Origin of the sequence: Jannaschia sp. R86511, assembly GCF_042466345.1 — a bacterium.
GTDB lineage: Bacteria > Actinomycetota > Actinomycetes > Actinomycetales > JBBAYJ01 > Aquipuribacter.
Genome location: NZ_JAXHCD010000001.1, coordinates 4,592,114 through 4,611,698 on the forward strand (window position 1 = coordinate 4,592,114; position 19,585 = coordinate 4,611,698).

Genomic DNA, 19,585 nt, shown 5'->3' on the forward strand with positions numbered 1-19,585 from the left:
CGACGCCGGAGGGCGGCGGCGTCCGGGCCGACGGGCCGCGGCCTCAGCCCTGAGGCCGCGGCTGCCAGTCCGGGTCGTCCTCCGGCCCCCGCGGCCGCTCGCTCTCGGGGAAGCCGCCGCCGATCCGCCAGGTGGATCGTGGGCGCGGCTCGCGGCCCTTCATGACCAGCCAGGCGACCCCGCCGACCACCGGGAAGAACAGCACGATGACGGCCCACAGCGCCTTGGGCAGACCCCGCGGGTCGTCCGACGGGTGCAGCAGCACGTCGAGGAAGCAGTACAGCGAGAACCCCAGGACCAGGATCGTCGGCAGCATGCGGAGCACGGTGGACCCCCAACCGGTGGGCGTCCCTCGCCCCCGACCGACGAGGGTGCCAGTGGGCGGGCGTCGCCGGAGGGTGTTTCGCCTGCTTTCAGCAGGCGACGTCGCCCGTCAGGCGTACCGGCGCGCCACCCGACCCCCGGCTCAGGCCGGCTCGACCCGGTCGGCCTGCGGGCCGCGGTCGCTCTGCCGCACCTTGTACCGGACCCGGTCGCCCTCGAGCAGCGCGTCGGCGCCGTTCAGGGACGACACGTGGACGAACAGGTCGGCGCCACCCGCGTCGGGGGTGATGAACCCGAACCCGCGCTCGGCGTCGTAGCGCGCGACCACGCCCTCGCCGCCCCGCACCGGCGCCCCCCGGTCCGGGACGTCCCGGCCCGACGGCCGCGAGGGCCGACCCCGCTCCGGGGCGCCCCGCCCGCCCGCGCCCCGTCCGCCTGCGTCCCGCCCGGCCGCGTCCCGACCGGCCGCACCGCGCAGAGGCTGCACGTCGCGGGCCTGCGGCCCGCGGTCGCCCTGGACGACGTCGAAGCGCACGCGGTCACCCTCGGCGAGCAGCGCCACCCCGCCGGCCAGGGACCGGACGTGGACGAACACGTCCTCGCTGCCGACGTCCGGGGTGATGAACCCGAAGCCCTTGTCCTCGTCGTACCAGGACACGGTGCCGTCGGCCCCGTCCGCCGCGGCGACCGGGGCGGTGGCGGCGGCGGCGGCGGCCAGCGGCAGCACGTGCTCGGCCTGGGGCCCCTTCTCGCCGGGGACGACCAGGAACGCGACGCGCTGCCCCTCGGTGACCACGGCCCCGGCCACGACGGCCGAGCTGTGCACGAAGACCTCGGGCCCGCCGTCGTCCGGCGTGACGAACCCGTAGCCCTTGCCCGGCTCGTACCAGGCGACGGTCCCGAGCACGCCGAGCGGGGCGTCGGGGGCCGTGTCGGCGGTGACCCGGACGCGGCGCGCCTGCGGCCCGCGGTCGTTCTCGCCGACCTCGAACTCGACCGCCTGCCCCTCCCGGAGCAGCCGGGCCCCACCGTCACCGACGATCTCGGAGGCGTGGACGAACAGGTCCTCGCTGCCGTCCTGCGGCGCGAGGAACCCGAAGCCCCGGTCGGCGTCGAACCAGCGGACAGTCCCCTGGGGCACGTGAAACTCCAAGTCGGGTGGGTGGGTGGTGCGCCTAGTCTCGCTGACGCAGCGGCCACCGCGCTCCGGCGGACCGACGACGAGGGGACAGACATGTTCGTGGACGAGCTCCGAGCGGACCTGACCGCGGCCCTGCGGGCGGGGCGGACGCAGCAGGTCGGCACGATCCGGATGGTCCTCACCGCGATCCGGGAGGCCGAGGTGGCCGGCAAGGTGCAGCGCACGCTGACCGACGACGAGGCCCGCGCGGTGCTGGCCAAGGAGGCCAAGAAGCGTCGGGAGTCCGCCCGGGTCTACGCCGACGCCGGGCGGGCCGAGCTCGCCGGCGCCGAGGACGCGGAGGCGGAGATCCTCGAGGCCTACCTGCCCCGGCCGCTGACCGAGGAGGAGCTCACCGCCCTGGTCGAGGAGGTCCTGGCCGCGGAGGGGCTGACGGAGCGGTCGCAGATGGGCGCCGCGATGAAGGCGGTCAACGGTCGCGTCGCCGGCCGCGCCGACGGCGGGGCGGTGGCGGCGCTGGTGCGGGCCCGGCTGGCCTGACCCGGCTCAGCCGTCGAAGCGGTCCCGGGCGGCCTCCACCTCGGCCAGGTGCGTCTCGCTCCAGCGCAGCAGGACGTCGACCGGTTCGCGCAGGGTCTTGCCCAGCGCGCTGATCCGGTACTCCACGGCCACGGGCCGCGAGCTGATGACCGCGCGGGTCACGATGCCGTTGCGCTCCAGCCGACGCAGCGTCGCCGCCAGGGACTTGCCGGTGACCGCCGGGACGGCACGACGCAGCTCGTTGAACCGGCAGGGCCGCTCGCACAGCTCCTCCAGGACCTGCAGCGACCACTTGTCGAGGACCTGGTCCAGCAGCTCCCGGTGCGGTGCGGCGAGGTCGAGGGTGGTGGGGGTGGTTTCCGGCACGACACCTAGTCTCGTTGAAGTTCCTTCTCGACACCAGGTATCACTGGCATACCACTCCGGGGAGACGGTGGTCGCCGACCGACCCGCTGCCCGGACCTACCGAGGAGTGCCATGACCGTCCAGCTGCTGAGCCCGCCCGAGCTGATGCAACCCGTGCCGTACCACCACGTGGCGATCGGGACCGGGACCCGTCAGGTCCACGTCGCCGGTCAGATCGCCCGCGACGCCGCATCCCGACCGACGTCCCCCGGCGACCTCGCCGGCCAGGTGGCCGACGCCCTGCGCAGCACCGCCGTCGGGCTGCGGGCCGCCGGCGCCGGGTTCGCCGACGTGGTGCGGCTGACGTTCTACGTCGTCGACTGGACCCCGGAGGCCATCGGGCCGTTCATGGCCGGCGTCGAGCGGGTCACCGAGGAGCTCGGGTTGCCCCGACCGATGCCGCCGGCCTCGCTCATCGGCGTGGCGTACCTGTTCGAGCCCGACGTGCTCGTCGAGGTCGAGGCCACCGCGGTGCTCGACTGAGGGCACGAGCGGACGACGCCTGCGCCCGGGCCTTGCCCCTGACACGGTGTCAGGTCCTACCGTTCGGAGGTGCCCGCGCCCACCGACCTCACCGTGGGTGAGGTGGCGCGGGCGACGGGTCTGTCGGTCCGGGTGCTGCGCCACTGGGAGGCGGTCGGGCTCGTCAGCCCGTCCCGGTCCGGCTCGGGCCACCGCCGCTACACCGGTGACGACGTGACCCGGGTCGCACGGGCGGTCGCGCTGCGCCGCACCGGTCTGTCGCTGGCCGAGGTCGCGACGCTCCTGGACGGTGACAGCGGCGCGACGCAGCGGCTGCTCGCCGAGCACCTGCGGCTGCTGGACGCGGACCTGAGGCGCCGCTCGGCCCTGCGCGACCGGCTGGCGGCCGCGCTCGACCAGGTCGGCTCGGACGAGGCGGGCCCGGCCGGGCCCGCCCTGATGGAGGTGGTCAGGGCCATGGTCCTGCGAGACGACTACGTGCACGGCTACCACGAGACGGAGGGGCACCGGCTGGGCGACCAGGCCCGGACCCTCGCCGACCTGCTGCACCACGACACGAGCTTCGCCCCCGACACCTCGGTGCTCGAGCTCGGCTGCGGTGTCGGGGCCCAGAGCCTCGAGCTGCTGCGCCGCAGCCCCGGCGTCCGGCTGACCTGCGTGGACCGCTCGGCGGACTCGCTGCGCACCGCCGGGGAGCGGCTGCACGCGGCGGGCCACCGGTCGGTGAGCCTCGTCGAGGCCGACCTGTTCGACCTGCCCCGCCCCGACGGACCGCTGGCCGCGGGCCGCCACGACCACGTCGTCGTCTGCTTCGTGCTGGAGCACCTGACCGCGCCCGACGACGCCCTGCGGCGCGCCCGCCGCCTGCTGCGGCCGGGCGGCACGCTCACCGTCATCGAGGGCGACCACGGCTCGACGGCGTTCCACCCCGACAGCCCCGCCGCCCACGAGGCCATCGCGTGCCAGACCCGGTTGCAGCGCTCGGCCGGTGGCGACCCCGACATCGGCCGCCGGCTCTACCCGCTGCTTACCGCCGCCGGCTTCGCCGACGTCGAGGTGACCCCCCGGCAGGTGTACGTGGACGGCAGCCGTCCCGACCTGGCCGAGGGGTTCGTCCGCCGGACCTTCACCGCGATGGTCGCCGGCGTCCGCACCCCGGCCCTCGCCGCCGGTCTCACCAGCCCCCACCGGTTCGACGCCGGGATCTCCGACCTGCTGCGCACCGCCGAGCCCGACGGCGTGTTCAGCTACACCTTCTACAAGGCGACGGCCACGGCCGCGTGAGCCGGCCCGCAGCGGCCGGACGGGGCCTCAGCCGACGCTGACGTGGACGTGGTCGTAGTGGTTGGCCGTGGCGCCGCCACGGTCCTCCATCTGCTCCCACGACCCGCTGCCGGCCATCCAGAATCTTCTGCTCGTAGATCAGGTAGGTGATGCCGAGCTCGCCCGCGCGGTCCTGCAGGAACCGGGAGATCTCCCAGCCGGCCTCGCCGGAGACCATGACGTCGACCGCGCGGCCGCTGCCGTGGTCGCCGCCGTCGCCGGGACGCAGGCCGCCGAAGCCGGAGACCGAGCCGCCGTAGGCGGCGCAGACGGCGCGGTAGACGGCGCGGGCGTTGCCGGTCAGACCCGACTCGATCCCCGGGTTGATGGCGCAGGGCTCGTCGGACGTGCCGGCCGCCGTGGCGGCGCCCGCCTCCGGGTCCGGGTCGGCGGCGGGCTCCGGCTCGGGCTCGCTGTCCGACAGGTAGGCGTCGTTGACCCAGCCGACGGCGTCCTCGAGCACGACCTGGGTCCAGCCGTCCTCGGTCGTGCCGGTGACGTCGACCTGGTCCAGCGCCGTGAGGTAGCCGACGCGCTCGGAGTCGGCCGACGCCTCGGCCCGGACGTTGACGTCGCTGGTCGCCCACAGCTGGCCGACCACCTCGGGCGGCGCGGCGGGCTCGGGCGTCTCGGAAGGCTCCGGCTCCGGCTCCGCGGACGCGGGTGCCGACGGCTCGGCGGACGGCTCGGCGGACGGCGCGACGGACGGCTCGGCCTCGACGGTGGGCGGGGTCGAGCGGACCTGGCCGCGGCTGGCCTGCGCCTCGTCGCGCGCCGCCACGGCGGACAGCTGCAGGGCCTCGGCCAGCCCGGCCGTGCTGGGCGCCGCCACCGTCGGGGCGGTGTCCGGGGCGGGCGGGACCATGGCCAGCAGAGCGGGTCCGGACAGCATCGTCGCGGCGACGGCGACGGCCACGACCGGGCGGGCGACGGGTCGCCGAACGGGCGCGACGCGGTGACGGCCTCGGCTCACGAGTACTCCGGGATGGGCGGCAGGGGAACGGGTCATGGTAACCAGACCACCCCCGGTGGTGTCGTCCCTGCAGGTCGGAGCCGGTCCGCAGCGCTAGGTTGCCACCGTGGCCGACCGATCAGCGAGGCACGGCCGAGCGCCGGAGCGCCGGGGTCGCGGCGGGTTCTCCGCCGACGTCCTGACGGTGGGCGTCGACATCGGCGGCACCAAGATCGCGGCCGGCTGCGTGACCGCGGCCGGGGTGGTCGTGGACCGCACCCGCCGGGACACCCCCGGGCGCAGCACGGCGGCCTCGGTGGTGGAGGACACCATCCTGGACGCGGTCGCCGAGCTCGCCGGTCGGCACCGGGTCCACGCCGTGGGGGTGGCCGCCGCCGGCTTCGTCGCGGCCGACCGTCGCACCGTGCTGTTCGCGCCGCACCTGTCGTGGCGGCGGGAGCCGCTGCGCGACGCGCTCTACCGGCGCCTGCGCCTGCCCGTCGTGGTCGAGAACGACGCCAACGCGTCGGCCTGGGGCGAGTGGCGCTTCGGCGCCGGACGCGGGGAGGACCACCTGGTCGTCGTCAACCTCGGCACGGGCATCGGCGGGGCGGTCCTGCAGGGCGGCGTCCTGCAGCGGGGCCGGTTCGGCCTGGCCGGGGAGTTCGGGCACATGCAGGTGGTCTCCGGCGGCCGGCGGTGCGAGTGCGGCAACCGGGGGTGCTGGGAGCAGTACGCCAGCGGCAACGCGCTGGTGCGCGAGGCCCGGTCGCTGGCCGCCAGCGGCTCCCCCATGGCCCACGCCCTGCTGAGCGCCGCGGGGGGTGACGTCGACGGCATCACGGGACCGCTGGTGACCGACGTCGCCGGTTCGGGTGACCCGGCCGCGGCCGAGCTGTTCGCCGAGGTCGGGCAGTGGCTGGGGGTCGGGGTGGCGAACCTCGTCGCGGCCTACGACCCGGGGCGGGTGGTGATCGGCGGGGGCGTCTCGGAGGCCGGCGACCTGCTGCTCGCCCCGACCCGGCGGGCGTTCCGCGCGGCGCTGACCGGTCGCGGCTTCCGACCCGAGGCCGAGCTCGTCGCGGCGAGCCTGGGCAACGACGCCGGGGTGGTCGGGGTGGCCGACCTGGCCCGCCCGTTCGCCCGGCGGCTGGCCCGGGCGAGGTACCGCCGCGAGCAGGCCCGCGCCGCCGACCCCCGAGGGCCGTCCTGACAACCCCGGAGCCGAGCGCGGTGTCATGAAGGGCGTGGGTGACGATGGGCAGCCGTGAGCGCGGCGCCGACTTCGACCGGTTCGTCGCCGGGTCGGGGTCGCGGCTGCTGCGCACCGCGTACCTGCTCACCGGCGACCGCAGCGCGGCCGAGGACCTGCTCCAGGACGTGCTGGAGCGCATGTTCGTGGCCTGGCCCCGCGTGCAGGACCCGCTCCCCTACGCCCGGCGGGCGCTGGTGCACGGCGCCGGGAACCGCTGGCGCAACCGGTCACGGCGACCGGAGGCCCGCCTGACCGGTGAGCACGACGCCGTGGTGGTCGACGCCGGCGACGCCCACGCCGAGCGTGACCGGCTCGTGCGCGCGCTGGCCAAGCTGCCCGCCCGGCAACGGGCGGTCGTGGTTGAGTCGCGATGCACCGGCTGCGCGAGCTCCTGCGCGAGCCGGACCCGACCCACCCGAGGGGGACGCGATGACCACGGACGGCGAGCAGCTCGCAGCCCGGCTGCGACGGGCCGGAGCCGACCTGGCCGCACCCCCCGAGCTGCTGGCCGAGGTGCGCGCCGGTGGCCGCCGGAGGCTGCGGCGACGGCGCGCGGCGAGCGCGGCCGCGGCGGCCGCGCTGGTCGCCGTGGTCCTGGGCGTCCCCGCGCTGTGGCCGTCGGTCCCGGACCGGCTGCTGCAGGTCGCGGGCTGGTCCGGGAGCGACAGCGCCACCGAGCAGCCGTCGCCCCGGGCGGTCGTACCGGCCCGCATGGCCGGGTACTCCTACCTCACCGGCTCCGTCCGGGCCTCGCCTCCCGGCCCCGCGCTGGCCCTGTACCAGCAGGGGTTCGGGGTCGAGCTCATCGACTTCCCGCAGGCGCTGGTGATGTCGGTCGACGGTGAGACCTACCGGCGGGTCGACCTGGCCGAGCGCCGCGCCGGGGGCGAGAGCCAGGGCGACCCGGCCCCCATGCTGCTGTCACCGGACGGCCGGCAGGTCGCCGTCGGCCGCTACAGCGCCCGGGACGCCGACGTGGCCCTGCTCGACCTCACCACGGGGGCGGTGGTGCGTCACGCGGTCCCCGACGCCCGCAGCGTCCTGCCGGTGGCCTGGTCCGCCGACGGCCGCTGGCTGGCCTACCTGGCGGACGAGCAGCCCACCAACCCCCACAGCGGACGCGCCGCCTCCGGGGAACCGGGACTGCTGGACCTGACGACAGGACAGGTGCGGACGCTGCCCGGACGCGGGTCGGCCCAGGTGATGGCGTTCGCGCCGGACGGCTCGGAGGTCCTGGTGCAGCGCCCGGGCGGTGGGTCGCAGGTGGTGGGCACGACCACGTCACGGACCCGCGACCTGGGCACCTCCCGCCCGGCCGCCGGCCCGGCCGCCTGGTCCCCGGACGGCCGGCGCCTGGTGGTGACGAGGACCGACGGCGGGCTGGACCTGCTGGACGTCACCGGGCGGGAGCCGGAGGTGGTCCGGACCGTGCCCGCCGACGCGGGCCTGCAGCAGGACGTGCTCGGCTGGACCGCGCCCGACCGGCTGGTGCTGGCGGCGACCGTCACGGACGAGGGCGAGGGCGACTTCCGGGTGGTGGAGGTCGACCTGGCCGACGGGCAGCAGCGACGGCTCACCACGGTGCCCACCGACGGCAACTTCGCCGTCAGCCGGTTCCAGCTGGCGACGGCCCTGCTGCCCGAGCTGCAGGTGCAGCCCGGCGGACAGGTCGACCGCGGGCCGTGGCCGGTCTGGTTGCAGCTCTGCACCGCGCTGGCCGTCCTCCTCGTGCCGGCCCTCGCCCTCCGGTGGCGTCGGCGGCGCCAGGAGGGACCGGCCGCCGGGCCCTCGTCACCGCACCCCTCGTCGTCGTGAGCACCGTCGGGTGGTCCGGTCGGCCGTGCGGCACCCGGGTGAGCGCTCTCAAGTGCGTCGCCGGCGAGGCCGACCAGCGCGTGTGACCGCTCGAGAGATGGACGCCGACGCCGCCGCCTGGGCCCGCAGCCTCGCTGACGCCGGGTGCGTCAGCGAGGCGCTGTCCCTCGACCGGGACGACTCGGCGGCCGCGGACCTCGACCGCGCCCTGCTCGCCCTCTCCGGAGGCCGAGCCGAGGAGGCGACCCCGTCGCTGACGCGCCTGCGCGAGGACCCCGGGCCCGTCGACCCCGACCTGGTGGCGTGGCTGTCCTCGGTGCTCGCGGCCGTGCACGGGATCGGCACCGCCCTGCCGAAGGTCATCGAGGGCGCCGGCACGCTGAGCGCCTCCGCCGCGGTGGACCGCCTCGTCGTCCGGGCCGCCGCCGGCGTCGGCGCCCTCGACGTCGTGGGGTCCGCGGGGTCGTCCCTGCCCTCGGCCTACCCGCTGGACACCGACCTGCTGACCGTCGTGGCGGCGGGACTCGCCGGCGTGGGTGACCCGGCCGACGCCTACGCCCTGTGCCGGCACTGCGAGTCGCTCGGTGACGCCGAGGCGGGCGCGAGGGCCGTCGGCCTGCTGCTGGCCGCGGGTCGACGCGACGCGGCGGTCCAGCTCGCCGTCGTCGGCAGCCACCTGGCGACGCCCGGGTCCGACCGCAGACGCTGGCGCGCCCTGGCCAAGGGTGTCGTCCCCCCGCGGGACGCCCGCGACTGGGCGGAGCTCGGCGGCGCCGTCGTCCTCACCGTCACGCTGGTCGCCCTGTTCGCCCTGCCCGGCGCGCTGGTGGCGGCCGGGACGTCCTGGCTCTACCACCGCTTCGTGCGCCGCCCCGACCGGGACCCGGTGACCGCCGACCTGCTGCGCGCCCACCGGTCCGGCACGGCCGCCCAGGTCCGCATCCCCGCCGTCGACGGCCTGCTGGCCACGGTCGGGGGAGTCCTGGGGCTCGGGGCCGGGATCGCCCTCACGGGCAGCGGCGAGCCGACGGGCGTCGAGTACGCCGGCGTCGCCGCGGCCACCCTGCTGGTGCCCGCGGCCCTGGTGGGTGCGAGGCGGTGGGTGGCACGACGGCTGGGCGCAGCGGCCGACGAACGGAACCGGGCGGTCGTGGACCGGACCTGCCGCTGCTACGGGACGGTCGGTTTCCGCGGCCCGTCCGCACGCCGCTACCTGACCGCGCACCTGCACCCGGCCGGGAACGTCCACGGCTGCGGCGACGTCGTCACGCTGTTCCGGTGCCCGTCCACCGGTAGGCACTTCCTCGACGCCGCGCGGCCCGGCGTGACGGTGGCCGTGCCGCCGCGGACGGTGCCGGAGCCGGCGGACGACGTGCCGGTCGGCCAGTACCTGTAGGTGTCCGCGCCGCCCGCCGCCCTCAGGCGTCCTCGGGCAGGGGCGGGCCCAGCACCTCCAGCCCGTAGCGGCCGGCGACGGCGTTCCAGCGGGGGACCTCCTCCGCCGCGCTCGGCCCGTCGGGGCCCGGGGGCCGGCGCTCCGCGGCGGGCACCCCGACCTCCTCGTACAGGTGGAAGAGGCGACCGGGCGCGGCCAGCCCCAGGAACCGGACGGGCTCGGAGCCGGTGACGCGGAAGGCGTGGGGCATGCCCTGCGGCAGGTGGACGAAGTCCCCCTCACCCAGGTGCAGCACGTCGTCACCGGCCCGGTACGTCATGGTCCCGGAGAGCACGAAGAACACCTCCGACTCGCGGCTGTGCCGGTGCAGCGGGGACGCGACCCCCGGCGGCTGCGTGACCAGGGCGACGCCCAGGCGACCGGCGCTGTCCTCGTCGTGCAGCAGGTGCTCGAACAGCGAGCCCATCGCCCACGTCGACGGGGCGGTCCCGGCCCGGTGGTGGACGAGGCGGCCGGTGACCGGGGCGGAGGGGGTGTGGGTGTCGGTGGTCGGCATGGCGCCTCAGTTCACCAGAATGCGTTTCGGATGAATGTAGGCTAGACCGGGTGACGACACCGGTCAACGGCGATCCGGCGCCGCGGGCGTACCGCTCCACCGTCCGGTCGCAGCGGGCGGCCGCCACGCGCAGCGCCGTCCTGCGGGCCGCGCGCGAGCTGTTCACAGGGCAGGGCTACGCCGCGACCACGGTCACCGACGTCGCCCGCCGGGCGGGGGTCGCCGTCGACACCGTCTACGCCGCAGTCGGCCGCAAGCCCGAGCTGGCCCGCGCCGTGGTGGACATGGTCCTGGCCAGCGGGGACGAGCCCCTGCCGGCCGAGCAGCGCGACTACGTCCGACGGATCCGGTCCACCCCCGGGGCCCGGGCCAAGCTGGCCGTCTACGCCGAGGCGCTCGGGCACCTGCTGCCCGTGTTCGCGCCGCTGCAGGAGGCGCTGCGCGAGGCCGCCGCCACCGACCCCGGGTGCGCGACCGCCTGGCGGGGCCTTGTGGAACGCCGGGCGGCCAACATGCTGCTGCTCGCCCACGACCTGCGTGCCACCGGCGAGCTGCGGGACGACCTGGACGACCGCACGGTGGCCGACATCGTCTGGGCGACCAACAGCGCCGAGTACTACGGCCTGCTCCGGCAGCGCGGCTGGGACGACGCCGCGGTCGCGGCCCACCTGGTCGACCTGTGGTCGCGCGTCCTGCTCCGGTGGCCCTGAGCGTCGGCCGACGCCGCCGCGGTCCCAGCTGACCAGACGCCCACCCCCGGGGCCGGCCCCCTCCCGCTGCTGCCGGAGGGGAGCCGTTCCCGCGGGTCGGCGTCGGACTCAGGACAGCGAGACGATGACCTCCTGGAGGCGTCGGGCCAGGTCCGCCCGCGCCTCCGGGGTCACCTGGTCGCCCTTCGCCCCCGCCAGGCTGTCCGCCGCCTTCTGCAGCGGCGTCACGGCCCGGTCCGGACGACCGCCGGTCACGTGACGCTCCGCCACTCGGAGCTCGGTGTCGATGCGCTGGCCGACCGGCCTGGACACCTCGCCGGAGTCCATGTGCGCCTCGAGGGCGTCGCGCAGCAGGCCGAGCTGCTCGCGCGCGTCGGGCTCCTCGACCGGCGCCTCGACCGCCGTGAACGTCGCGACCGCGGACCGGTCGACGGCACCGTGCACGTCGCTCGTCAGCACGTACCAGGAGTGCTCGCCGACACCGACGTCGGTCCAGGTGCCGCTCATCTCGGTGCCGCTGGCCACGTCGGAGGACGCGACGATGGTCCGGTCGGTCAGCACCTCGACGCTCAGGGCGTCGGTGGCCAGCACCTTGGTCCGCGGGGTGATGCCCAGGTCGGCGTAGGAGACGTCGAACTCCTGGTGCACCAGGTCCAGCGCCGGGTCCTCGGAGTTGTACCGGTCGAGGTACGGCGAGAACGTCCGGACCATCATCCGGCCGCCCTCGTTGTCGAAGTGCAGCAGGCGCAGGAACGCCTGACCGCCCTCCGGCAGGCCCTGGTAGTCGAAGAGCATCTGCGTGACGGTGCGGTCCGGCGTCCCGTCGCCGTCGTCGTCGAAGTCGTCGGTCCGGGTGAAGGCGTCGTGGTAGTGCCCGCCCGTGACCATCATGACGTTGGGGTTGGTGGCGACGACCTCGTCCTGGATCTGCTGCGGGATCGGCCCGAGCCCACCGTTGGTCAGCATGTACTCGTGCAGGTTGACGATCGCCTTGCGCTCGGGGAAGCGGGCCAGGACGTCGTTCATCCAGGCGATCTCCTCGTCACCGGCGCCCCAGCCCTGGTACAGCAGGACCAGGTCGACCCCACCCGCGGTGACCAGGTCGTAGTGGCCGCGGTTGTCCTGGTACGACTCGCCGTACCAGGGGTTGGCCGCGAACCGGTCGGCGCCGAACCACCGCGAGTAGGGCCCGTAGTCCTCCTGCGCCCCGCCGACGTCGTGGTTGCCCGCCAGCACGCCGTACGGCAGGCCCGCGTCGTCGAACGCGGCGTACGCCGGGTCGGCGTTGAGCCACTGGTACTCCTGGTCCCAGTCGTCGACGATGTCACCGGTGTGGATGACGTACTGGAGGTTGAGCTCGTCCCGGCGGTCCAGGAAGTAGTCGTGGATGTCGAGCTGCCGCTGGTAGAACGTCTCGTTGTAGTACTGCGTGTCCGACTCCCAGCCGATCGTGAAGTCGTAGTCCGAGCGGGGGACGTCGTCCACGTGCGCGGGCTCGACGTCGCTGTCGCGGTCGCTCAGGTCGGTCCCCGCGAAGCCCTCGGAGTGCTGCACGAGGACCGTCATCACACCGTCGGCGCTGTGGTCGGCCACCGGGACGGTGGCCTCCAGGGTGATGTCCGTCGGACGGTCACCGGTGGTGAGCTCCCGGTCGACCTCCTGCCACGACCCGGTCGCCACATCGAGCACGTGCAGCAGGACCTTGGCGTCGGGGTTCGCCCGGCCGTCCCAACCGATCCGGACCTGCGTCCCCGCGCCGGCGCCCTCCGGCACAGCCACCTCGAAGAGCTGGTACGGGAACGCGTCGTCCGAGGCGACCTCGGTGTCCACGCCGTCGTCGGTGACCATGGCCGCCAGGTCGGCCTCGGTGAGCAGCACCTTGTCCCCGCGGTCCGTGCCGGCCGCGACGTCCGTCTCGCCGCTGTAGGCCGTGACCTCGGCGTCGGTGACGTCGTAGCGGTACCCCTCACGCAGCTCGACGTCGAGCACGTCGCCCACCGGGTCCTCCACCAGCGCCCGGAGCTCGACGTCGCCGGCCTCGACGGTGGCCCCGTCGGCCGGACTCAGCACGGTGCCGGTCGGCTGCTCCTCCGGCGTGGTGAAGACGACCTCGCGGGTGCTGGAGTTGCCCACCTCGTCCCGGGCGGTCAGCACGACGCGGTGCTCGCCCGCCGGCAGGTCCAGCGACGACGTGGTGTGGGGCAGCGCCACGTCCTCCCCGTCCAGCTGTGCGGTCAGCGACGCGACCCCGGCGCCGGCGTCCGTGGCCTGGGCGTCGACGACGATCTCGCCCTGGTACCGACGCCCGTCCTCCAGCGCGGTGGTGATGGCGGGTGCGGTGTTGTCCACCCGGGCGGTCCGGCTGACCGTGGTGCTGCCGTCGGTCGCGGTGACGACGTGCTCACCGTCGGGCAGCGCGGTGGTGTCCCAGTCGTGGGCGATCGCGGTGAAGGCGTCCGCGGGCAGCTCGAACACCGCGTCGACGAAGTCGAGCTTGCCGGCGCTGTCGCCCATGGCGAGCCACTGGGTGGGGTCCACGCCGCCGGCACCGGACGGGCGCAGCGTGCGCCCGTCCGGCAGGACCAGGCGCAGGTTGCGCACCTGGAAGTCGTCGTTGTTCTCCACCGGGTCGATCTGCGGCCACGCCTTGGTGCCGGCGTAGATGCTCACGACGGTGTCCTGCCCCTGCTCCACGAGCCGCAGCGGGACCTCGGTGGCCACGGTCACCTCCTCGGCGTAGAAGCCCTCGTCGAAGACGTGGAGCACCTCCTCGCCCACGAGGACCCCGTTGCGGAAGAACGCGTCGGTGGCGGTGGCCTCGAAGGCGAACACCGGTGCCGCCTCCAGCGACGGGGTGGTCGGACCGACCACGGCACCGTCCACGCTCAGCTCGAGCGCGACCGGGTGGTCGTCCCCCGCGGCGGACAGCCGCGTCGTGCCGGCCACGAACTGGCCCTCCTGCAGGTCCAGGCGCACGGGGCTGGCGTCGACACCGGCGACGGAGACGCGGCGCACCTCGGTCGCCGTGGTGCGTGTGCCGTCCGAGGCGACGACCCGGTACTCCAGCCACCGCTTGCCGGTGAGGTCGACGACGGGGACGACGTACCGGTAGCGGTCACCGTCCTCGGCCTCGAGGTTGAACGACTGCGTCTCGTCGTCGGCGCTGCTGCCGAGCTCGAGGGTCACGGTGCGCACCTGGACGTCGTCGGTGACGGTGACGTCGACCGCGAAGTCCTGCGCCGGGTCGATCTGGTCCGCGGTGCGGTCCTCGACCACCGGCGCGTCGGGTCCCGCGGGCGGGACCACGGGTGCCGTGGGCACCTGGTCCGCGGTGACGGAGCCGGGGGACGCCGGGGCCAGGCCGAGCAGGCGCTGCCGGCCCGGGTTCTCGACGTCGAGGCCGTACCGGATGCCCTGGTCCGCCGCGGTGTCGTCGGCGCCGTCGAGGTTGTAGTAGGCCGTGCTGACCGCGAAGCCGGTGTTGGTGACGACCTGCAGGCCGCGCGGGCTGCCGTTGGCCATGCCGGCGGTGAACACCTCGACGAGGTCGGTGCCCATGGTCAGCTCGGTGCCGAACTGGGCGTTGAAGTCCGCGTCGGTGAGGGCGTCGTTCTGCCCGTTCTTGACCCAGAGCACCAGCGTCCCGGACGGCGGGACGACCACGGAGCGGGGACTGCTCGGCCACTGCACGACGTTGGTGTTGGTCAGGTCGGCGGCCGGGTAGAGGTAGTCGAGGGTGAAGTCGCCGAAGTCGACCGGCTCGGTGCTCGCGTTGTGGACCTCGATGAACTCGTAGCCATCCGCCGTCCCCACGTTGGTGCTGTCCGGCAGGAGCTCGGTCACCTGCAGCAGCGGGGTGCCGGCCGGCGCGGGCTCCGCGCTCGGCTCCGGGCTCGGCTCGGGCTCCGGGCTCGGCTCGGGCTCCGGGCTGGGCTCCGGGTCCGGGCTCGGCTCGGGGGTCTGCGCCTCCGGGGAGACCGCCCCCGGCGTGGGCCGGCCCTGGCCCTGCAGCAAGGTGGTCGCGGCGGCACCGTCGGCGCCGACGCGGAAGTGCGCGGTGGCGTCCACCGCGACCGACCCGGCGGGGTAGTACGACCAGCTCGTGGCCCCGGTTCCGTCACCGACGCGGATGCCACGACCGCCGCCGTTCGCCATCCCCGGTTGACCGGTCACGCGCACCAGCGGGTAGTCGGCCGCGGGCTCCCCCACGCCGGCCCAGTGGTCGCGGAACTCCTGCTCGGAACGCGCGAAGCTGTCCACCGTCGAGCTGGTGTAGGACAGCCAGAACACCGTCGTGCCGCCGGCCGGCACCACGGTCCCCGCCGGGACGTCGAGGGGCACGTCGCGCGTCCGGTCGTCGGAGTCCACGTAGGTGTACGCCAGCCCGGCCGGGTCGGCCGACACGTCGACGTCGACCGTGCCGGTGTTGGTGACCTCGACGAACTCGAAGTCGTCGTAGCCGGCGTTGTCGGGGGCGATCTCGGTGACCACCAGCAGGGGCGGCGCCACGGCGGCCTGGGCGCCGACCGCCCCCGCCCCGGTACCCAGGGCCGCCACGGCCACGGTGGTGAGGACGGCCGACGTGGACCTCCGCTGACGAGATCCGGTATGGAACGGCATAGGGCACCTTCGGAACGCTGGGTGGCTGGTCGCCCCCACGCAACACGGCCCGGGTACGCCCAGGTGAACAGAACGCGTCCGGCGGGCGGCGCGCACCCGAACGTTGGCCCGCGCCACACCGGTCCGGTCGCAGACGGCCGGGACGATCCCGCGGCAGCGGCCGAGCTGGTCGACCTAGGTCTGGCTGGACGCGGTGGTCCGGAGCGGCTCCAGCGCGGTCAGGACGAGGTCGAGGCCGAAGTCGAACTCCTGCGCCGGGTCGTAGCCGGCGGCGACCAACCCGGCGGCGGACTCGTTGAGGTAGGGGAACTCGTCCGGCGGCAGCTGGGGCAGGTAGACGTCCTCGGCCATGGCGGCGAGCTCGTCGGCGGTGTCGAACGGCAGGGCGGCCTCCTGCAGGGCGTACCCGTAGACGTAGACGTCGAGCAGCCAGTTGGCGTGCGTCGCCATCACGACCGAGAAGCCGGCCCGGCGCAGGCAGGCGGTGACCGCCTCGCGGTGGCGCAGGTTCGCGGGCCCCGGCGAGGTCCGGGACTCCATCAGACCGATCGCCCACGGGTGGCGGGCGAGGACCCGCCGGGCGGACTCCGAGCGCCGTCGCATCGCGGACTGCCAGTCGGTGCCCTCGGCCGGCAGCTCGATCTCCTCGAACACCACGTCGATCATGGCGTCGAGCAGCTCGTCCTTGTTCGCCACGTAGTGGTAGAGCGACATCGCGCCGGCGTCCAGCTCACCGGCCAGCCGGCGCATGCTCAGCCCGTCGACGCCGTCGCGGTCGGCGAGCCGGATGGCCTCGGCCACCAGTCGCTGCTTGCTCAGCCCTCCCCCGGACGCGGGCTGACGTCGCTCCCTCGCGGACACGGATCTCCTGACTTCGGCGGAACGGCTTGACGATCGTACGGCGTACGCTCATAGTACGGCGTACGGGTACAGCGTACGAACCGACGCGGCACGAGGAGAACTCATGACGGACGACGATCGACCGGGCGCCGGAGCGCACCCCGTACCGGGGGTGGAGCCGACCACGCCGGCGTGGATGCGGGCCGCCGTCCAGCACCGCTACGGCCCGCCCTCCGTCGTCGAGACGGCCCAGGTCGCGACGCCGCGTCCCGGTCGGGGCCGGGTGCTCGTCCGGGTGGCCGCGGCCTCGGTGCACCCCGGTGACCACTTCGTCATGACCGGGCAGCCGTACCTGGCGCGACTGGCGTTCGGGCTGCGCCGACCGCGCCACGGCACCCCCGGCATGGACCTCGCCGGCGTGGTGGCGCAGGTCGGGGAGGGCGTCTCCGCCCTGGCCCCCGGTGAGGAGGTGTTCGGCTGGGCCACCGCCGGGGCCCTGGCGGAGTACGCGTCCGTCCGGGCCGACCACCTGGTGCCCGTGCCGGCCGGGGTCTCGGCCGAGGCCGCGGCCGCGGTGCCCACGTCGGCCATGACGGCGCTGCAGGCGTTGCGCGACGTCGCGCAGGTCCGAGCGGGCCAGACGGTGCTGGTGACCGGCGCTTCGGGTGGCGTGGGCTCCTTCGCCGTGCAGATCGCCAAGGCGTTCGGCGCCGAGGTGACGGGGGTGTGCAGCACCGGCAACGTCGACCTGGTCCGGTCGCTCGGCGCCGACCACGTCGTCGACTACACGAGCACCGACTTCACCCGGACCGGCGAGCGCTACGACGTCGTCCTCGACAACGTCGAGGCGCAACCCCTTGCGGACGTGCGCCGAGCGCTGACCCCCACCGGCACCCTGGTCCCCAACAGCGGGCACGGCGGCCGCTGGCTCGGACCCGTCCCCCGGATCTTCACGGCGCGCCTGCTGTCCGGGTTCTCCCGCCAGACGCTCAGGCCCTTCGTGTCGCTGGGCCGGCGCCAGGACCTGCTCGTCCTCGCCGACCTGGTCGCCACCGGTCAGGTCACGCCGGTCGTCGACCGCACGTACCCGCTCGAGGAGGCCGCCGAGGCGCTGCGCCACGTCGGGACCGGCCACACCCGGGGGAAGGTCGTCGTCACCGTCTGAGGCGGCGGATGACCGTGAGGCACGGGTCGCGACGGTCGCGGCTCGGACGAGAGGAGGCTCAGATGTCCAGCAGGCAGCAACCGGGGGCGGCGACCCACCCGGCCGCCGGGACCGCCACGGCGGGGGTGGCGACGATGCGGGTCGTCGGCGCCACGGCGGTCGCACTGGCCACGTCGATGGCGGTCCAGAACGTGCTCTTCGCCTGGTCGGGAGCTCCCGGCTACGGGGACCCGATCGAGGACGTGCTGGCCTGGCACGCGCAGAACCGGACCGTCGTCGCGATCGCGGTCGCTCAGGAGGCGCTGCACGTACCGCTGCTGCTCGGGTTCCTGGCCGGTCTGCACGGGCTGGTCGGGCGGCGGCGCGGCGGCGCGGGGGCGGACTGGTCGCGCCTGGCGCTGGCCGCGGGCGCGACGCTCTCGGCCGTCTGGGCGCTCTACGCCGTGCTGTGGGTCGGAGCCGTGCTGCCCGCCGCGGGGCTGACCGAGCCGACCCCGGTGTTCGAGCTCGCCTGGCAGCTGCACGCGGCCGCCTTCGCGCTCGCCCTGCCGGCGCTGGGCACGACCTTCGTCGGGGCCGCGCTCGCGGCGTGGTCGAGTCGGCTGACGCCGCCGTGGCAGGGCGTGCTCGGCGTGGTCGGGGGAGGCCTGCTGCTGGCCGCCGGGACGGCCGGTCTCGCGATCGCAGACGGTTCCGCGCTCCTCTTGGTCGGGCTTCCCGGACTCGCCGCCTGGCTCGTCTGGTTGCTCGCCACGGGCGCCCGGCTGCTGCGCGCCCGGACGACCGACCGAGCGGTCGAAGGACGCCGGTCATGAGCGACGAGCACTCCGACGACGCGACCGCCGTCCGCACCGACGGCCGGGCCGGCGAGGCCGGCGCGGGTGGTCCGCTCCCCGCCTCACGCCGGTCGTGGGCGCCGGACCTGGCCCGCGGCGGGGTGCTGCTCGGCATCGCCCTGGCCAACGTGGGGCTGTACCTGCACGGCACCGAGATCGGTCCGGGTCTGCGGCCCGTCGACGGGAGCCCGCTGGACCGGGCGCTCGACCTCGTGGTCACGCTGCTGGTCAACGACCGCTCGCGACCGATGTTCGCCCTGCTGTTCGGCTTCGGCCTCGTCACGATGGCGCGGCGGCTGACCGAGTCGGGCACGGCGCCGCGCCGGTCGCGCTCCGTCCTGCGCAGGCGCCAGCTGCTGCTGATCGCCTTCGGCGCGGTCCACGCGGCGCTGCTGTTCGAGGGCGACATCCTCGGCATCTACGGCGCGACGGGTCTGGTCCTGCTGCTGCTGATGAACCGTCGGCCCCGTGTGCTCGTCGCCTGGGGGACGGTCAGCCTGCTGCTGCTGGGCGTCGTGTACGCCGTGATCGACGTGGCGGCGGACTCCGCGGCGGCACCGGCGGGATACCTCGACTCGGTCGTCGAGCGCCTGTCCGTGTGGGTCCTCGGCATCACCGTCGGCACGGTCCTGATGATCGTGCTGGCCCCGATGCTCGTCGGGGTGGCGATGGCGCGGGCGGGGCTGCTGGACCGGCCGTGGGAGCACGTCCCGGTGCTCCGGCGCGTCGCGGTCCTGGGGTCGGTGGTCGGCGTCGTCGGCGGCCTGCCGTACGCGCTCGTGGTGGCCCGCGTCTGGGAGCCGGGGGCCGTGACCTCGGGGGTGCTGTCCGCCGTCCACGCGGTGACGGGCACGGCCATGGGCGCGGCCTACGTCTGCCTGTTCGCGCTCTGGGCGGCCCGGCTCCACGGGCGCCGCGCGCCCCGTCGCGGCGCCCCGGCGGTCCTGGCGGCCGTGGGCGAGCGGTCGCTCACCTGCTACCTGCTGCAGTCGGTGGTCCTGGCCCCGCTGCTGTCGCCGTGGGGGCTGGGTCTGGGCGACGGCATGGGCACGGCGACCGCGTACGGGATCGCGGTCGCGGTGTGGCTGCTGACCGTCGCCGTCGCGTGGGCGATGGCGGCGACCGGGCGCCGGGGGCCGTTCGAGGTCCTGCTGCGGCGGTTGACCTACGGCCGTGGCGCCACGCCGGCTCCGGTCGCGGGGTAGGGCCGGTCAGCGCGAGACC

At 75.3% G+C, this 19,585-nt stretch carries 17 protein-coding genes and 2 pseudogenes; 11 read left to right on the top strand and 8 right to left on the bottom strand.

What is annotated here, in order from left to right:
• Positions 1–43 precede the first annotated feature (43 nt).
• From SJY06_RS21560 to SJY06_RS21570, 3 genes and pseudogenes are all read right to left on the bottom strand, one after another.
• Entirely contained in the window at positions 44–316 is a 273-nt protein-coding gene (locus SJY06_RS21560; RefSeq protein ID WP_380169584.1) for a PLD nuclease N-terminal domain-containing protein, read from the bottom strand.
• Between the two features lie 150 nt (positions 317–466).
• Positions 467–1,231: a cold-shock protein gene (locus SJY06_RS21565; protein ID WP_380169745.1), complete on the bottom strand. Its 765-nt coding sequence runs from the start codon at positions 1,229–1,231 to the stop codon at positions 467–469.
• Positions 1,232–1,267: 36 nt separating this feature from the next.
• Positions 1,268–1,465, bottom strand: a pseudogene (locus tag SJY06_RS21570) (cold-shock protein); the annotation flags it as partial.
• Positions 1,466–1,558: 93 nt separating this feature from the next.
• On the opposite strand from SJY06_RS21570, the gene SJY06_RS21575 reads away from it, so the two are divergent.
• Entirely contained in the window at positions 1,559–2,005 is a 447-nt protein-coding gene (locus SJY06_RS21575; protein WP_380169585.1) for a GatB/YqeY domain-containing protein, read from the top strand.
• A gap of 6 nt (positions 2,006–2,011) precedes the next feature.
• On the opposite strand, the gene SJY06_RS21580 is transcribed toward SJY06_RS21575, so the two are convergent.
• A complete protein-coding gene (locus SJY06_RS21580; RefSeq protein WP_380169586.1) occupies positions 2,012–2,371 on the bottom strand; it encodes a winged helix-turn-helix transcriptional regulator in 360 nt (119 codons plus the stop codon).
• A 111-nt stretch (positions 2,372–2,482) separates the two neighbouring features.
• Between SJY06_RS21580 and SJY06_RS21585 the strand changes: the two genes are divergently transcribed.
• Both SJY06_RS21585 and SJY06_RS21590 read left to right on the top strand, forming a co-directional pair.
• The gene (locus SJY06_RS21585) at positions 2,483–2,893 is read left to right on the top strand and encodes a RidA family protein (RefSeq protein ID WP_380169587.1); all 411 of its coding nucleotides are present in this window, start codon (positions 2,483–2,485) and stop codon (positions 2,891–2,893) included.
• Positions 2,894–2,962: 69 nt separating this feature from the next.
• Positions 2,963–4,177, top strand: a complete 1,215-nt coding sequence (locus SJY06_RS21590) for a methyltransferase (RefSeq protein WP_380169588.1) — start codon at positions 2,963–2,965, stop codon at positions 4,175–4,177.
• On the opposite strand, the gene SJY06_RS21595 is transcribed toward SJY06_RS21590, so the two are convergent.
• Positions 4,137–5,189 carry an SH3 domain-containing protein gene (locus SJY06_RS21595; RefSeq protein ID WP_380169589.1) on the bottom strand — a complete coding sequence of 351 codons (1,053 nt, stop codon included), beginning with the start codon at positions 5,187–5,189 and terminating at the stop codon, positions 4,137–4,139. The genes SJY06_RS21590 and SJY06_RS21595 overlap by 41 nt on opposite strands.
• A 106-nt stretch (positions 5,190–5,295) precedes the next feature.
• Between SJY06_RS21595 and SJY06_RS21600 the strand changes: the two genes are divergently transcribed.
• From SJY06_RS21600 to SJY06_RS21615, 4 genes and pseudogenes are all read left to right on the top strand, one after another.
• Positions 5,296–6,381: an ROK family glucokinase gene (locus tag SJY06_RS21600; RefSeq protein ID WP_380169590.1), complete on the top strand. Its 1,086-nt coding sequence runs from the start codon at positions 5,296–5,298 to the stop codon at positions 6,379–6,381.
• 44 nt (positions 6,382–6,425) lie between these two features.
• A pseudogene (locus SJY06_RS21605) lies at positions 6,426–6,647 on the top strand (sigma factor); the annotation flags it as partial.
• A gap of 205 nt (positions 6,648–6,852) precedes the next feature.
• Entirely contained in the window at positions 6,853–8,238 is a 1,386-nt protein-coding gene (locus SJY06_RS21610; RefSeq protein WP_380169753.1) for a TolB family protein, read from the top strand.
• An 82-nt stretch (positions 8,239–8,320) separates the two neighbouring features.
• Positions 8,321–9,634, top strand: coding sequence for a hypothetical protein (locus tag SJY06_RS21615; protein WP_380169591.1), 1,314 nt, complete (start codon positions 8,321–8,323; stop codon positions 9,632–9,634).
• Between the two features lie 22 nt (positions 9,635–9,656).
• On the opposite strand, the gene SJY06_RS21620 is transcribed toward SJY06_RS21615, so the two are convergent.
• Complete coding sequence (locus SJY06_RS21620; RefSeq protein ID WP_380169592.1) at positions 9,657–10,190, bottom strand: dimethylsulfonioproprionate lyase family protein; 534 nt, start codon at positions 10,188–10,190, stop codon at positions 9,657–9,659.
• 50 nt (positions 10,191–10,240) lie between these two features.
• On the opposite strand from SJY06_RS21620, the gene SJY06_RS21625 reads away from it, so the two are divergent.
• A complete protein-coding gene (locus SJY06_RS21625; RefSeq protein WP_380169593.1) occupies positions 10,241–10,900 on the top strand; it encodes a TetR/AcrR family transcriptional regulator in 660 nt (219 codons plus the stop codon).
• Between the two features lie 108 nt (positions 10,901–11,008).
• Here SJY06_RS21625 and SJY06_RS21630 read toward each other — a convergent pair whose 3' ends face one another.
• Both SJY06_RS21630 and SJY06_RS21635 read right to left on the bottom strand, forming a co-directional pair.
• The gene (locus tag SJY06_RS21630; RefSeq protein ID WP_380169594.1) at positions 11,009–15,457 is read right to left on the bottom strand and encodes an FIMAH domain-containing protein; all 4,449 of its coding nucleotides are present in this window, start codon (positions 15,455–15,457) and stop codon (positions 11,009–11,011) included.
• Positions 15,458–15,694: 237 nt separating this feature from the next.
• Complete coding sequence (locus SJY06_RS21635; protein WP_380169595.1) at positions 15,695–16,321, bottom strand: TetR/AcrR family transcriptional regulator; 627 nt, start codon at positions 16,319–16,321, stop codon at positions 15,695–15,697.
• 163 nt (positions 16,322–16,484) lie between these two features.
• On the opposite strand from SJY06_RS21635, the gene SJY06_RS21640 reads away from it, so the two are divergent.
• The 3 genes from SJY06_RS21640 (at position 16,485) to SJY06_RS21650 (ending at position 19,566) form a co-directional block, all read left to right on the top strand.
• Positions 16,485–17,525, top strand: coding sequence for an NAD(P)-dependent alcohol dehydrogenase (locus tag SJY06_RS21640; protein WP_380169596.1), 1,041 nt, complete (start codon positions 16,485–16,487; stop codon positions 17,523–17,525).
• A 62-nt stretch (positions 17,526–17,587) separates the two neighbouring features.
• The gene (locus SJY06_RS21645; RefSeq protein WP_380169597.1) at positions 17,588–18,340 is read left to right on the top strand and encodes a hypothetical protein; all 753 of its coding nucleotides are present in this window, start codon (positions 17,588–17,590) and stop codon (positions 18,338–18,340) included.
• Positions 18,337–19,566: a DUF418 domain-containing protein gene (locus SJY06_RS21650; protein WP_380169598.1), complete on the top strand. Its 1,230-nt coding sequence runs from the start codon at positions 18,337–18,339 to the stop codon at positions 19,564–19,566. Before SJY06_RS21645 ends, SJY06_RS21650 begins: the two co-directional genes overlap by 4 nt.
• Positions 19,567–19,585: the final 19 nt, after the last annotated feature.

Coding starts and splice junctions, on each gene's coding strand:
- SJY06_RS21650 (WP_380169598.1), top strand. CDS start 18,337: ATGAGCGACGAGCACTCCGACGACGCGACCGCCGTCCGCACCGACGGC.
- SJY06_RS21610 (WP_380169753.1), top strand. CDS start 6,853: ATGACCACGGACGGCGAGCAGCTCGCAGCCCGGCTGCGACGGGCCGGA.
- SJY06_RS21640 (WP_380169596.1), top strand. CDS start 16,485: ATGACGGACGACGATCGACCGGGCGCCGGAGCGCACCCCGTACCGGGG.
- SJY06_RS21645 (WP_380169597.1), top strand. CDS start 17,588: ATGTCCAGCAGGCAGCAACCGGGGGCGGCGACCCACCCGGCCGCCGGG.
- SJY06_RS21575 (WP_380169585.1), top strand. CDS start 1,559: ATGTTCGTGGACGAGCTCCGAGCGGACCTGACCGCGGCCCTGCGGGCG.
- SJY06_RS21585 (WP_380169587.1), top strand. CDS start 2,483: ATGACCGTCCAGCTGCTGAGCCCGCCCGAGCTGATGCAACCCGTGCCG.
- SJY06_RS21560 (WP_380169584.1), bottom strand. CDS start 316: ATGCTGCCGACGATCCTGGTCCTGGGGTTCTCGCTGTACTGCTTCCTC.
- SJY06_RS21620 (WP_380169592.1), bottom strand. CDS start 10,190: ATGCCGACCACCGACACCCACACCCCCTCCGCCCCGGTCACCGGCCGC.